Here is a 13,065-nt window from a genome sequence, read left to right on the forward strand (position 1 = left end):
CACCCCACCTGGAACGGGAGCGCCGAGCGCCAACTGCATGTCGCTGGGGTTTCCTGAGGCACCGTCCGCACCAGATGAGCCGCCTCGGCGACCAGATGAGCCCCCTCGGGCGCCAAATGAGCCCCCTCGGGCGCCACGTGAGCCCCCTCGGGCGCCAGATGAGCCCCCTCGGGCGCCGGGTGAGCCTCCGCGGCGCCAGGTGAGGTTCCTGGGAGGGTCAGGCGGGGTGCTGCTCGGCGACGGCGCGGAGGCGGGCGAGGCCCTTGTCGAAGTCCTTGCCGACCAGCTTGTCGACCGGCACGACCCGGCCGAACACCCCCATCACGCCGGTCCGGGTGCCGCGCATCTCCCAGGTGACCTCGCTCCCGGTGCCGCTCGGGACGATCCGGAAGGTCACCTCGCTGGTGGACCGGAACGGCTTGAGGAACTCCAGGTGCACGCCGACGGTCTCGTCGGTCACCGAGGTGATCTCCATCGAGCCGGCGCCGGCCTTGCGGTTGCCCTGCCAGGCGTACGCCGCGCCGACGCCGCGGTCGGGACCGGAGTAGCGGCGCTCCAGCTCGGGGTCGACGCCCTCCCACGGGGACCACTGCGTCCAGGCGTGGAAGTCCTCGACGAGGTCGTGCACGCGAGCGGGCGGGGCGTCGACGGAGGTGCTGCGGGAGACCAGGTAGTCGGGCACGGCAGCAGGGTAGGACCGCGGGGCGCCCCACCGCGAGGGTCATGAGCGTCTGCGGCGTACGGTGCTGACATGGACGAGCAACGCCGCGGGCTGCTTCTGGGCGCCTCGGCGTACGCCATGTGGGGGCTGTTCCCGCTCTACTGGCCGCTGCTCAAGCCCGCCGGGGCGGTGGAGATCCTGGCCCACCGCGTGGTCTGGTCGATGGTGACCATGCTGGTGCTCACCGTCGTCCTGGGTCGCCTGAGCCACCTCCGCGCCATCGTGCGCACGCCGCGGACGCTCGCGCTGCTGAGCGTGGCCGCCGTCGTGATCGCCTTCAACTGGGGCGGCTTCATCTACGGCGTCAACGCGGGCCGCGTCGTGGAGGTCTCGCTCGGCTACTTCATCAACCCGCTGGTCACGGTGCTGCTGGGCGTGGTCGTCCTGGGCGAGCGCCTGCGCCGGCTGCAGTGGGCGGCCCTGGCGCTGGCGGCGGTGGCGGTCGTCGTGCTGACCGTCGACTACGGCCACCCGCCGTGGATCGCCTTCCTGCTGGCCTTCTCCTTCGGCAGCTACGGCCTGGCCAAGAAGCAGGCCGACGTCGGGGCGGTGGAGAGCCTCACCTTCGAGACCGTCGTCCTGCTCCCGCTCGCGCTGGGCTGGCTGGTCTTCCTGGGGGCCACGGGACGGGGCGGCTTCACCGCCCACGGCACGGGGCACGGCCTGCTCCTGGTGACGACCGGCCTGGTCACCGCGATCCCGCTGATCTGCTTCGGCGCGGCGGCCACCCGGGTCTCGATGACCACGATCGGGCTGCTGCAGTACCTCACCCCGACGCTGCAGTTCATCCTCGGTCTCGTGGTCTTCCACGAGGCGATGACCCCGGTGAAGTGGGTCGGGTTCGCCCTAGTGTGGGCGGCGCTGGTGCTGGTGACCACCGAGACGCTGCACCACCACCAGAGGGGCCGGTTGGCCCGGTCGGCGGAGTCCGTCGCGGCCTGATCGACACCCGGTGGACTAGACCGGCGGGGTCGTGGCGCGATCGCCGGAGAGCTCGGCGGCGGCCGTCCGGACCACCTCGCCGAGCTCGGGCAGGCGCTCCTCGGGGATGCGGTCGCGCGGGCCCCAGATGCTCAGCACCGCCAGCAGCCGACCCGCGTGGTCGAGCACCGGGGCCGCCACGCCCCAGGCCTGCTCGTCGAACTCGCCCCGGCACGCGGCCCAGCCCCGCTCCCGGGCCTGGTCGAGCTCGCGCCGCAGCGCCGCCAGGTCGGTGACCGTGGTGGCGGTGAAGACCTCGCGCCGGCGGGCCAAGAGCTCCGCGCGCTGGGCCGCCGACGACCACGCCAGGAGCACCTTGCCGGTCGAGGTCGCGTGCAGGCTGACCTCGCGTCCGGACCAGTTCGCGGCCACCGGTGAGGCGGGAACCACCTCGTCGGCGTACACCAGCGCGCCCTGGCGCAGCACGGCCAGGGAGGCCGTCTCCCCCGTGGAGGCGGCCAGCTGCTCGAGCGTCGCGTGGGCGTCACGGAGCACGGCGTCCAGGCCGGAGACCCGCACGATGTCGACCAGCCCGGCGCCGATCGTCCACTGGTTGGCGACCCGGTCGCAGGTGACCAGACCGTGGCTCTCCAGGGTCGACAGGAGCCGCCAGGCGGTCGCCCGGTTGAGGCCGCAGGCGTCCCCCAGGGCCACCGTCCCGGACCCCGCGCCCCCGCGCGCGCCCGCGACCGCGCGGAGCAGGTGGACGGCGCGGTCCACGGACTGCACGCGCCACGCCGGCGGCCCGACGGGCACGGATCCACCGGTCGACGGGGCTTCTACCGGAGGATCGGCCCGGGTCAAGGACTGGTTCACCCTCGACATCGTGCACTTGACGGCCGTTTCGAGCCAGTCCTAGGTTCGCATCACATCCGAGCTCGTTCGGATGACGAACCCTGGGGGCCCCACGTGACCGACCACTCCTACTCGCGCCGTGACGTCTTCCGCTTCAGCGGCCTCGCGGCCGCCGCCCTCGGCGGCGCCCAGCTCCTCGGTGCCTGCGGCTCCAGCTCCAGCCCGAGCGGTGCCGCGAGCAGCGGCCCCCAGAAGCGCGGCGGCATCCTCGTGCACGGCGCGACCGGCGGCAGCAGCAAGGACACCCTGGACGCGCACCGCCCGGTGACCGCCCCCGACATCGCCCGGGTGAGCAACCTCTTCGAGCCGCTGCTGTTCTGGGACAGCAGCTACCGCATCGCCCCGGCGTTGGCCGAGAGCGTCACGCCGTCCTCGGACGCCAAGACCTGGACGGTCAAGCTGCGCCAGGGCGTCACCTTCCACAACGGCAAGGCCCTGACCCCCGAGGACGTCCTCTTCACCCTCAAGCGGGTCGCCGACCCCAAGGCCCCCACCTCGGCGGGCGGCGCGCTGTCGAAGATCATCGACTTCAGCCAGACCAAGAAGGTCGACGCGAGCACCGTCGTGATCAAGCTCAAGACGGCCTACGCCCTGCTCGACTCGATCCTCGCGGAGTACACCTTCGGGATCGTGCCCGTCGGCTACGACCCGGCCAAGCCCGTCGGCACCGGGGCCTTCAAGTACAAGTCCTTCACCCCCGGCAAGAACAGCGTCTTCACCCGCTTCGACGGCTACTGGGGACAGAAGGCGTACGTCGACGAGCTGCACATCCAGGACTTCTCCGACCCCAACGCCCAGGTCAACGCCCTGCTGGCCGGCCAGGTCCAGACCATCGACAACCTGCCCTACAACCTCATCGACTCGGTCAAGAAGCAGGGCGGCAGCATCCTGGAGGCGACGACCGGCGCCTGGGTGCCGTTCACCATGCGGGTCGACTCCAAGCCGTTCTCCGACGTCCGCGTCCGTCAGGCGATGCGCCTGATCGTGGACCGTCAGCAGATGATCGACTCCGCGCTCAGCGGCTACGGCACGCTCGGCAACGACCTCTACGCCCCGTTCGACCCGGCGTTCGCCAAGGACCTGCCCCAGCGCAGGACCGACATCGCCCAGGCCAAGTCGCTGCTCAAGGCGGCCGGCCAGTCGAGCCTGCAGGTCGAGCTCTTCACCGGCGACGACATCGGCTCGGTCGCCCCGGCCTCGGCCAACCTCTTCGTGCAGCAGGCCAAGAAGGCCGGCGTGGACGTGCGGGTGACCAAGAAGAACCCGTTCTACGGCAACGACTACCTCTCCTACCCGTTCGCGCAGGACTTCTGGAACACCCGCAACTACCTGCCGCAGGCGGCCGTGTGCGCGCTGAAGTCGGGCACCTACAACGAGACCCACTTCAACGACCCGAAGTTCGCGGGCCTGATCAACTCCGCGCAGCAGGAGACCGACGAGGCGAAGCGGACCACGTTGATCCAGGACGCCCAGAAGATCGAGTACGACACCGGCGGCTACATCATCTGGGGCTTCCGCCGCCAGGTGGACGGGATCTCCTCCAAGGTGCAGGGCATCAAGCCCAGCCGCTACCTGCCGCTGGGGTCCTACAAGTTCCAGACGGCCTCGGTCTCGGCCTGAGTCGTGGCTGACGTCGCGGTCCTCCCCGAACCGCTCGCCGAGGTCGCCGCCCCCGCAGACCGGCACGGGGCGTCGGCCTGGGCGATGTGGCTGGCCCGGCGCCTCGGGCTGGCCGTGCTCACCCTGTGGCTGGTCTCGGTCCTGGTCTTCGTGGCCACCACCTCGCTCGGCGACCCCGTGCGGGCGATCCTGGGCAAGGACTACGGCGCCGACAAGGCCCGGGTGGCCGAGCTGACCGCCCAGCTCAACCTCGACGAGCCGCTGGTCACCCGCTACCTGCACTGGCTCGGCGGGCTGCTCACGGGCGACGCCGGTCAGTCCATCGCCAGCCAGCGGCCGGTGTGGGAGCTGATCAGCGACAACGTGGTCAACACGCTCGTGCTGGTGCTGCTGGCTGCGGTGGTGATGATCCCGGTGGCCTTCGGCATCGCGATGGTCTCGGCCAACTACCGGCGCCGTCGGCCCGACACGATCATCCAGACCGTGCTGCTCACGCTGGCCGGCCTGCCGGAGTTCGTGATCGGCATCCTGCTGGTGGCGCTGTTCTCCACGACGGTCCTCCACGTGCTCCCGGCCGTCACGATCTCCTCCCCCGGCGTACGCCCGTGGAGCCAGCCGTCGACGATGGTCCTCCCGGTCGCCACGCTGGTCCTCGCGGTGGCGCCGTACGTGTCCCGGATCGTGCGCTCGACGCTGCTGGAGGTCCTCGACAGCGACTACGTCGAGCTGGCCCGCCTCAAGGGCGTGCCCGAGCGGGTCGTGCTGCGGCGTCACGCGCTGCTCAACGCGGTCGTCCCCGGCATCCAGGTGATCGCGCTCCAGCTGGCCTGGCTGGCCGGCGGCGTCGTGATCGTGGAGTCGCTGTTCAACTACCCGGGCATCGGCTTCCAGCTCGTCGACTCGGTCCGCAACCACGACGTCACGATGGTCCAGGCGCTGAGCATGATCATCGCGGCCGTCTACGTCCTGGTGAACCTGGTGGCCGACCTGCTCTCGATCCTGCTCACCCCCCGCGCACGAACGGCGATCAGCTCGTGACCACCTCCTCCCCCGCGGCCCCCGCTGCCGCCTCGTCCGGACGCTCCGTCCCCTCGACCCTGCGCCAGGCGCTGGCGCAGAAGCGGCTGGTCTTCGGCCTGGTCCTGACCGTGGTCATCGTGCTGTTCGCCGTGCTCGGCCCCGTGCTGGCGCCGCACGGCGAGAACGAGGTCGTCGGCACCCCCTTCGGCACCCAGGGCCTGCTCGGCACCGACTACCTCGGTCAGGACGTCTGGTCCCGGCTGCTGTACGGCGGCCGCTCGATCCTGCTGATCGCCCTGCTGAGCACGGTGCTCGGCATGGTCGCCGGCATCGCGATCGGCGTCGTCGCGGCGTACGCCGGCGGCTGGTGGGACGAGGTCATCATGCGCCTCAACGACGTCACCCTGGCCTTCCCGCAGATCCTGCTCTCGCTGGTGGTCCTCACGGCCGTGAACCAGCCGCGGGCCTGGATGATCGTGGTCCTCGTCGGCATCTCCCACGCCCCGCGCGTGGCCCGGGTCGCCCGCGGCGTCGCGCTCGGCCTGGTCTCCCGCGACTTCGTCCACGCCGCGGAGGCCCTCGGCGAGCGCCGCTCGCGGGTGATCCTGGCCGAGGTGCTGCCGAACATGAACGCACCGCTGCTCGCCGAGGCGGGCCTGCGCCTGACCTACTCCATCACCGTGATCGCCGGCCTGGGCTTCCTCGGGTTCTCCACCGATCCCGGTGCGGCCAACTGGGGCGAGATGATCAACGAGAACCGGCTCGCCCTGTCCACCCAGACCTGGGCCGTCCTGGCGCCGGTGCTGGTGATCGGCCTGTTCTGCGTCGGCACCAACCTGATGGCCGACGGCGTCGCGCAGGTCTCGCAACGAGGAGGTGGGGAGTAGGTGTCGACCACCCACCCCGACAAGACGACCGGTGCCGGTGGCATCGCGATCGAGGACCTGCGGATCGGCCTCACCGGTCGCCCCGGGGTCGACGTCGTCGACGACATCGACCTGGTGCTGCACCCCGGCGAGGTCGTCGGGCTGGTCGGCGAGTCCGGCAGCGGCAAGACCACGGTCGGCACCTCGCTGCTGGGCTACACCCGCGCCGGCGCGCTGATCGAGCGCGGCCGGGTCGTGTACGCCGACCAGGACGTCCTCGGGCTGCCCTGGCAGCAGGTCCGCCAGCTGCGCGGCGAGGAGATCGCCTACGTCCCCCAGGACCCCGCCTCCGCGCTCAACCCCAGCATCCGGATCGGTCGCCAGATCGTGGAGCTGATGGAGCTGCGCGGGCTCGGCACGACCGAGAGCCGCCTCCAGGGCGCGCGCGACGGTCTGGCCGAGGTGGGCCTGCCCAACGACGACGAGTTCCTGCGCCGCTACGCCCACCAGCTCTCCGGCGGCCAGGTGCAGCGCGTGGCCCTGGCGATGGCCTTCCTGCCCCGCCCCAAGGTGCTGGTCCTCGACGAGCCCACCACCGGCCTCGACGTGACCACCCAGGGCATGGTCCTGGACACGATGAGCACGCTGTGCCGCACCCACGGCGTCGCCGCGCTCTACGTCACCCACGACCTCGCCGTGGTCGCCACGATCGCCGACCGGGTCGCGGTGATGTACGCCGGCCAGGTGGTCGAGCTCGGCGACAAGGCGACCATCTTCGCCAACCCCTCGCACCCCTACACCCGGGCGCTGCTCGACTCGATCCCGCACCTGTCCCAGGCCCGCGCGCTCGGCGGCATCCCGGGACGCACCCCGGCGCCCGGCAACCGACCGGGCGGGTGCCGCTTCCACGACCGCTGCGAGCACGCCCGCGCGGCCTGCGGGGAGCAGGAGCCCGAGCTGCGGCCCGTCGGCCCCGCGAGCGGCACCCACGCCGCCCGGTGCCTGCGGCTCGGCGAGATCGGCACCTGGGACATCTCCCGCGGCACCGTGCCGGACACCGACCCCGACAAGCCGCGCGACATCATCCTCGACATCGCCGGCCTCGACGTCTCCTACGGCCGCAAGCAGGTCGTCCACGACGTCACCTTCGACGTCGGGCGCGGCGAGGTGGTCGCCCTGGTCGGGGAGTCCGGCAGCGGCAAGACCACGATCTCGCGCTGCGTCGGCGGGCTCCACAAGGAGTGGACCGGCACCATCGACTTCGACGGCACCGCCCTGGGCCACGGCGCCCGCAAGCGCAGCGCGGCGGACCGCAAGCGGGTGCAGTACATCTTCCAGAACCCCTACCTGTCCCTGAACCCCCGCCTGACCATCGAGCAGATCGTCAAGCGCCCGATGGAGCTGTTCGGGATCGCCAAGGGCAAGGAGGCGACCGACCGGGTCGTGGAGCTGCTCGACCAGGTGGCCCTCGGCCCGGCGGTGCTGAAGTACCAGGCCAGCCGGCTCTCCGGCGGCGAGCGGCAGCGCGTCGCCATTGCCCGGGCGCTGGCCGCCGAGCCCGACCTGCTGGTCTGCGACGAGATCACCTCCGCGCTCGACGTGTCCGTGCAGGGCTCAATCGTGGCCCTGCTGGAGTCGCTGCGGGTCTCCCGCGGCATCAGCATGCTGTTCGTGACCCACAACCTCGCGCTGGTGCGCTCGATCGCCGACCGCGTCCAGATCCTCAACGGCGGTCGCGTCGTGGAGTCGGGCTCCGTGGTCGAGGTCATGGACTCACCGCGCGAGGAGTACACCCGCCGCCTGCTGGCCAACAGTCCGCGCATCGACTGATGCCCGAGCCCGACGACGTCGCCGAGCAGCCGGGCGCACGTCGCCCCGGGCTCGCCACGATGAGCTTCGTCGACCCCCACCTCGAGCCGGGGCGGGACCACGCCGACGTGCGCAGCACCCGTCCGGCCCCGCTCCCCCGCGCCCTGCGCCCGCTGGCGGCCGAGGTCCCCGGAGCGGGTCGCAGCCGCGACCTGGACGCCTGGGTGACCGAGACCCACTCGACCTCCCTGCTCGTCCTGGACGCTGCCGGGCCGCCGACGCTGGTCCACGAGTGGTACGCCGACGGCGTCGGCCCCTCCTCGCTGCTGCTCGGTGCCTCGATGACCAAGTCGGTGCTGGCCCACCTGGTCGGGGTGGCCGTCGGCGCCGGCGCGCTGTCCACCGACGACCTGGTGGTGGACCACGTGCCCGAGCTGGCCGGCACCGGCTGGGCCGCCTGCACGGTCGAGCACGTGCTGACCATGACGACCGGCACCGCCTGGGTCGAGGACCACCGCGACGCCGACGGCCCGGCCGCGCGGCTGGTGTCCTGCTTCTGGGGCGCGGGCGGGTCCTCGCGCGCGCTGCTGCTCGGCGTACGGCCTGGGGAGGCGGCCGGCACGCGGTGGGAGTACTCCACCGCCGACTCCCAGGTCCTCGACTGGGTGCGCGAGCGCGCGACGGGGACGACGTACGTCGAGGCCGCCGGCGACCTGTGGGCCGCGCTGGGCTGTGTGGCCGACGCCGTGGTCGCGGTCGACGCCGACGGGGTCGCCCTGGCCGGGGGCGGGCTCGCGGCCTGCGCCGAGGACTGGTTGCGGCTGGCCGCCCTCCAGCTGACCGGGCGCACGGGTGACCGCGCCATCCTCGCCCCCGCCTGGGTCGAGGCCTCCTCGACGCCGTCGCGACCCTGGCTGGAGCCCGGCCGCCTGCCCAGCACGATCACCACCCACGCCGGCTTCGGGCACCACTGGTGGCCGCTGGACGCGGCCGGCCGCCGGGTGACCTCCGACGGCAGCCGCGGCCAGCTCGGCTACGTCGACCGCGACCTGGGCGTGGCCGTCCTGAAGACCTCCCGCTGGCCGTACGACGACCCCTGGGTCGACCGCCAGATGCGCGACCTGTCCTACCTCGGGCTCCCCCTCGTGGCCGCCGCGGCCGCCGCGACCCGTCCCCCCACCCCGCCCGTCCACCCCGCGAATCCAGACCCCCAGGAGCAGTCGTGAGAGCCGCCATGAACCGCAAGCCGATCATCACCTGTGCGCTGACCGGGGCCGGCGACACCGCCGGCCGCTCCGAGCACGTGCCCGTCACGCCGGAGCAGATCGCCGAGTCCGGGATCGCCGCGGCCCGGGCCGGCGCGGCCGTGGTCCACGTCCACGTCCGCGACCCGCGGACCGGCCAGGGGTCGCGCGAGGTCGCGCTCTACCGCGAGGCCGTGGAGATCATCCGGGCCAGCGACGTCGACGTCATCGTCAACACCACCGCCGGCATGGGCGGCGACCTGGTCCTGGACCCCCACGACCCGACCACGTTCGTCGAGGGCACCGACCTGGTCAGCGGGCTCGAGCGGCTGGCCCACGTCGAGGAGCTGCTGCCCGACATCTGCACCCTGGACTGCGGCAGCCTCAACTTCGGCGAGGGCAGCCTCGTCTACGTCAGCACCCCCGACATGCTCCGCGAGGGCGCCAAGCGCATCCAGGAGCTGGGCGTGCGCTGCGAGATGGAGATCTTCGACACCGGCCACCTGTGGTTCGCCAAGGTCCTGGTCGAGGAGGGGCTGATCGACGCCCCGCCGCTGTTCCAGCTCTGCATGGACATCCCGTACGGCGCCCCGGCCGACCCCTCGCTGCTGGCCGCGATGGTCGCCCAGCTGCCCGAGGGCTCGGTGTGGGCCTCCTTCGCGCTGGGCCGGATGCAGATGCCCTGGGTGGCCCAGTCGGTGCTGCTTGGTGGTCACGTGCGCGTCGGGCTGGAGGACAACCTCTACCTGGCCAAGGGCGTCAAGGCGACCAACGCGCAGCTGGTCGAGCGGGCGCGCACCATCGTGGAGGGCATGGGCGCCGAGATCGCCACGCCCGACGAGGCCCGCGAGATCCTCGACCTGAAGCCGAGGACCGCATGACGTCCGTGCCCGTGGCCGTCGAGGACGTGCGCACGGTCTGCTGCGTCGGCGCCGGCGTGATCGGCGGTGGGTGGGCGGCGTACTTCCTGGCGCGGGGGTACGACGTCGTCGCCTGGGACCCCGCCCCCGACGCCGAGGACCGGCTGCGCCACCTGGTCGCCGCGGCCTGGCCGGCCCTGACCGAGCTGGGCCTGGCCCCCGGGGCCGACCCCGCGCGGCTGCGGGTCGAGGCCGACCTGGCGACCGCGCTGGCGCAGGCGCAGTTCGTGCAGGAGAGCGCGCCGGAGGACCTCGGGCTCAAGCGTCGGCTGCTGGCCGACATCGACGCGGCCGCGCCGGCCGGCGTCGTGGTCGCCTCCTCGACCTCGGGCTACGGCATGAGCGAGATGCAGACCGACTGCGCCACCCCGGACCGCACGGTCGTCGGCCACCCGTTCAACCCGCCGTACCTGATCCCGCTGGTCGAGGTCGTCGGCGGCACCGCCACGTCGGCCGAGGTGGTCGCCTGGACCAGCGACTTCTACCGCCACGTCGGCAAGTCGGTGATCACCATGGACCGCGAGGTCCCGGGCTTCATCGCCAACCGGCTCCAGGAGGCGCTGTGGCGCGAGGCGCTGCACATGGTCGCCGCCGGTGAGGCCACGGTCGAGCAGATCGACCTCTCGATCACCGACGGGCCCGGCCTGCGCTGGCCCGTCCAGGGCCCGATGATGACCTTCCACCTCGCCGGCGGCCAGGGCGGGATGGCGCACATGCTCGACCACTTCGGGCCCTCGCTGCAGTCGCCGTGGACCCGGCTGGTGGCGGCCGAGCTCACCCCGGAGCTGCGCGACGCCGTCGTCGACGGGTGCGACCGGGAGGCCGACGGCCGCAGCGTCGACGACCTCGTGGCCGAGCGCGACGCCGGGGTGATCGCCGTCCTGCGCGCCCTGGGGCGCGCGTGACCGACCTCCCGGGCGACCGGGCTCCGGCGGGCCCGCTGTGCACGTGGACCGAGGACGTCCGCGAGGAGTGGATCGACTACAACGGCCACCTCTCGGAGGCCTACTACGTCCTGGTGCTCGGGCACGCCACCGACGAGGTGATGGCCGCGGTCGGTCTGGGGCCGGCGTACCGCGACGCGACGGGGGGCTCGCTGTTCACCGTCGAGGCCCACGTCCGCTACCTCGAGCAGGTCTCGCGCGGCGAGCGCCTGGAGGTCCGCTCCTGGGTCGTCGGGGCCAACGCCAAGCTGCTGTGGATTTGGCACGAGCTGCACGCCGACGGCACCCTGCGCGCGACCGAGGAGGTCCTCGGCGTGCACGTCGTCGACGCGGCCACCGCGCCGTTCCCCGACGACGTGCGGGCGCGGGTCGAGGCGGCCCGCACCCACCCCGGCCCCCACACCTCCCGCGCCATCCACCTGCCCTGAGCAGCTCTGCCCTGGCCAGACCTGTGCTGAGCAGACCTGTGCTGAGCAGACCTGGGGTACACCGAGAGGGGGATCCGCGCACGCCCCAGGACGCCGAGAGGGGGATCCGCGCACAGCTCGTGTGCGCGGATCCCCCGGTCGACGCGTCCTGCCGTGCGCGGATCCCCCTGTCGGCGAGGTCTCCTTACGGGCTGGTGGTGCCGCTGCTGCTGAAGTTGAAGTTGATGACGCCGGTCACGACCAGGATCAGGTAGATGACGCCCCAGACGACCCCGATGATGCCCAGGATGAAGCCGGCGGTGGCCATCCCCCGGCCCGACTGCGCACCACCCGAGGCGTCGATCTCGCGCTGGGCCGAACGGCCCAGGACGATCGCCGGGATGCCGGCGAAGAAGCCGCAGCACACCAGGCCCAGGATGCCGAGGACCAACGCCCAGATCGCCTTCTTGTTGGTGCCCTGCGGCACGGCGCCGTAGCCGCCACCGCCGTACCCGCCCGGGCCCCCGTACCCGCCTCCGGGCGGAGGAGGTGGTGCCGACTCGTAGGATCCCCCGCCAGGCGGTGGCGTGCTTGCAGACATCGCCATCGTTCCTTCCTTCGTGCGGCCCACCCGTGCGGACCGCGGTGTGGGCGCGACCCTAGCGATCCCCGGCCCTGCGGGAGCACGTTTCGGGGCACACCGACCCGGCGAGCCGCTGACGGGTCCCCGTCACAGGCCGGGAGGTCAGGCGGAGCGGACGGCGACCACGTCGGCGAACGCCTCGAGCGCCGTGCGGGCGGGACCCTCGGGCAGGACCTTGAGCAGGCCCTTGGCCTCGGTGGCGAGGTCCACGACGTAGGCACGCGCCTCGGCCAACGAGGGGTGCGCCCGCAACAGCGTCAGCGCCTCGGCACGCAGGTCGTCGTCGGCCAGGTCGGCGTCGAGCAGCTCCAGCAGCCGAGCGTCGGCCGGGTCGGTGGAGCGACGCGCGATCAGCACCGGCAGCGTGGGCACGCCCTCGCGCAGGTCGGTGCCGGGGGTCTTGCCGGACTCCTCGGCCTGCGAGGCGATGTCGAGGATGTCGTCGGAGAGCTGGAAGGCCACGCCGACCTTCTCGCCGTACTCCGTCAGGGCCTCCTCCACGTCGCGCGGGGCGTGGGAGAAGCGCGCGCCGTAGCGCGCGGAGGTCGCGATCAGCGAGCCGGTCTTGCCGGCCACGACGCGCAGGTAGTGCTCGAGCGGGTCCTCGTCGTCGACGGGGCCCAGGGTCTCCAGGATCTGACCCTCGACCAGGCGGCTGAAGGTGCGTGCCTGGATCCGTACGGCGTCGTCCCCGAGCTCGGCGGTCAGCTCCGAGGACTTGGAGAACAGGAAGTCCCCGGTGAGGATCGCGACGTGGTTGTCCCACCGGGCGTTGGCCGAGTCGGTGCCGCGACGCATCTCGGCCTCGTCCATGACGTCGTCGTGGTAGAGCGAGGCCAGGTGGGTCAGCTCCACGACGCAGGCCGAGGTCAGCACGCCGTCGGCGTGCGGGTCACCGGTCTCCGCGGCGAGCAGCACCAGCAGCGGGCGGAACCGCCGACCGCCGGCCTCGAGGAGGTGGCTGGCGGCCTCGGTGACGAAGCGCGCCTCGCTGCGCACGTGGGTCCGCAGGGCCTCCTCCACCTCCTCCATGCG

At 72.6% G+C, this 13,065-nt stretch carries 13 protein-coding genes; 9 read left to right on the forward strand and 4 right to left on the reverse strand.

Features of this window, described 5'->3' with window-relative positions; translation table 11 throughout:
• Positions 1-217 precede the first annotated feature (217 nt).
• Positions 218-682, reverse strand: a complete 465-nt coding sequence (locus ACYVDA_RS10155) for an SRPBCC family protein (protein ID WP_460817890.1) — start codon at positions 680-682, stop codon at positions 218-220.
• Positions 683-751: 69 nt separating this feature from the next.
• On the opposite strand from ACYVDA_RS10155, the gene rarD reads away from it, so the two are divergent.
• On the forward strand, positions 752-1,663 hold the full coding sequence (rarD, locus tag ACYVDA_RS10160) for an EamA family transporter RarD (protein ID WP_460817893.1): 912 nt from the start codon (positions 752-754) through the stop codon (positions 1,661-1,663).
• 15 nt (positions 1,664-1,678) lie between these two features.
• Here the strand turns inward: rarD and ACYVDA_RS10165 are convergent, their stop codons facing one another.
• The gene (locus ACYVDA_RS10165; protein ID WP_460817895.1) at positions 1,679-2,431 is read right to left on the reverse strand and encodes an IclR family transcriptional regulator; all 753 of its coding nucleotides are present in this window, start codon (positions 2,429-2,431) and stop codon (positions 1,679-1,681) included.
• Positions 2,432-2,611: 180 nt separating this feature from the next.
• Between ACYVDA_RS10165 and ACYVDA_RS10170 the strand changes: the two genes are divergently transcribed.
• The 8 genes from ACYVDA_RS10170 to ACYVDA_RS10205 are packed head-to-tail and all read left to right on the forward strand — an operon-like array spanning position 2,612 to position 11,408.
• Positions 2,612-4,177, forward strand: a complete 1,566-nt coding sequence (locus ACYVDA_RS10170; protein WP_460817897.1) for an ABC transporter substrate-binding protein — start codon at positions 2,612-2,614, stop codon at positions 4,175-4,177.
• 3 nt (positions 4,178-4,180) lie between these two features.
• A complete protein-coding gene (locus ACYVDA_RS10175) occupies positions 4,181-5,215 on the forward strand; it encodes an ABC transporter permease (RefSeq protein WP_460817900.1) in 1,035 nt (344 codons plus the stop codon).
• Positions 5,212-6,084, forward strand: coding sequence for an ABC transporter permease (locus tag ACYVDA_RS10180; protein ID WP_460817902.1), 873 nt, complete (start codon positions 5,212-5,214; stop codon positions 6,082-6,084). Before ACYVDA_RS10175 ends, ACYVDA_RS10180 begins: the two co-directional genes overlap by 4 nt.
• Positions 6,085-7,893, forward strand: a complete 1,809-nt coding sequence (locus ACYVDA_RS10185; protein ID WP_460817904.1) for an ABC transporter ATP-binding protein — start codon at positions 6,085-6,087, stop codon at positions 7,891-7,893.
• Positions 7,893-9,098: a serine hydrolase domain-containing protein gene (locus ACYVDA_RS10190; protein WP_460817908.1), complete on the forward strand. Its 1,206-nt coding sequence runs from the start codon at positions 7,893-7,895 to the stop codon at positions 9,096-9,098. The genes ACYVDA_RS10185 and ACYVDA_RS10190 overlap by 1 nt, the downstream gene beginning before the upstream one ends.
• On the forward strand, positions 9,095-9,997 hold the full coding sequence (locus ACYVDA_RS10195) for a beta-keto acid cleavage family enzyme (RefSeq protein WP_460817911.1): 903 nt from the start codon (positions 9,095-9,097) through the stop codon (positions 9,995-9,997). Before ACYVDA_RS10190 ends, ACYVDA_RS10195 begins: the two co-directional genes overlap by 4 nt.
• Entirely contained in the window at positions 9,994-10,941 is a 948-nt protein-coding gene (locus ACYVDA_RS10200; RefSeq protein ID WP_460817914.1) for a 3-hydroxyacyl-CoA dehydrogenase NAD-binding domain-containing protein, read from the forward strand. The genes ACYVDA_RS10195 and ACYVDA_RS10200 overlap by 4 nt, the downstream gene beginning before the upstream one ends.
• The gene (locus ACYVDA_RS10205; RefSeq protein WP_460817916.1) at positions 10,938-11,408 is read left to right on the forward strand and encodes a thioesterase family protein; all 471 of its coding nucleotides are present in this window, start codon (positions 10,938-10,940) and stop codon (positions 11,406-11,408) included. The genes ACYVDA_RS10200 and ACYVDA_RS10205 overlap by 4 nt, the downstream gene beginning before the upstream one ends.
• A 184-nt stretch (positions 11,409-11,592) precedes the next feature.
• Here the strand turns inward: ACYVDA_RS10205 and ACYVDA_RS10210 are convergent, their stop codons facing one another.
• Both ACYVDA_RS10210 and ACYVDA_RS10215 read right to left on the reverse strand, forming a co-directional pair.
• On the reverse strand, positions 11,593-11,874 hold the full coding sequence (locus ACYVDA_RS10210; protein ID WP_460817919.1) for a DUF4190 domain-containing protein: 282 nt from the start codon (positions 11,872-11,874) through the stop codon (positions 11,593-11,595).
• 258 nt (positions 11,875-12,132) lie between these two features.
• Positions 12,133-13,062 carry a polyprenyl synthetase family protein gene (locus tag ACYVDA_RS10215; RefSeq protein ID WP_460818164.1) on the reverse strand — a complete coding sequence of 310 codons (930 nt, stop codon included), beginning with the start codon at positions 13,060-13,062 and terminating at the stop codon, positions 12,133-12,135.
• Between the last annotated feature and the right edge of the window lie 3 nt (positions 13,063-13,065).

The organism is Nocardioides korecus (assembly GCF_054778395.1).

What these genes read in the sequence shown, in the direction of transcription:
- ACYVDA_RS10215 (WP_460818164.1), bottom strand. Translation starts at nt 13,062, where the DNA reads ATGGAGGAGGTGGAGGAGGCCCTGCGGACCCACGTGCGCAGCGAGGCG.
- ACYVDA_RS10190 (WP_460817908.1), top strand. Translation starts at nt 7,893, where the DNA reads ATGCCCGAGCCCGACGACGTCGCCGAGCAGCCGGGCGCACGTCGCCCC.
- rarD (WP_460817893.1), top strand. Translation starts at nt 752, where the DNA reads ATGGACGAGCAACGCCGCGGGCTGCTTCTGGGCGCCTCGGCGTACGCC.
- ACYVDA_RS10200 (WP_460817914.1), top strand. Translation starts at nt 9,994, where the DNA reads ATGACGTCCGTGCCCGTGGCCGTCGAGGACGTGCGCACGGTCTGCTGC.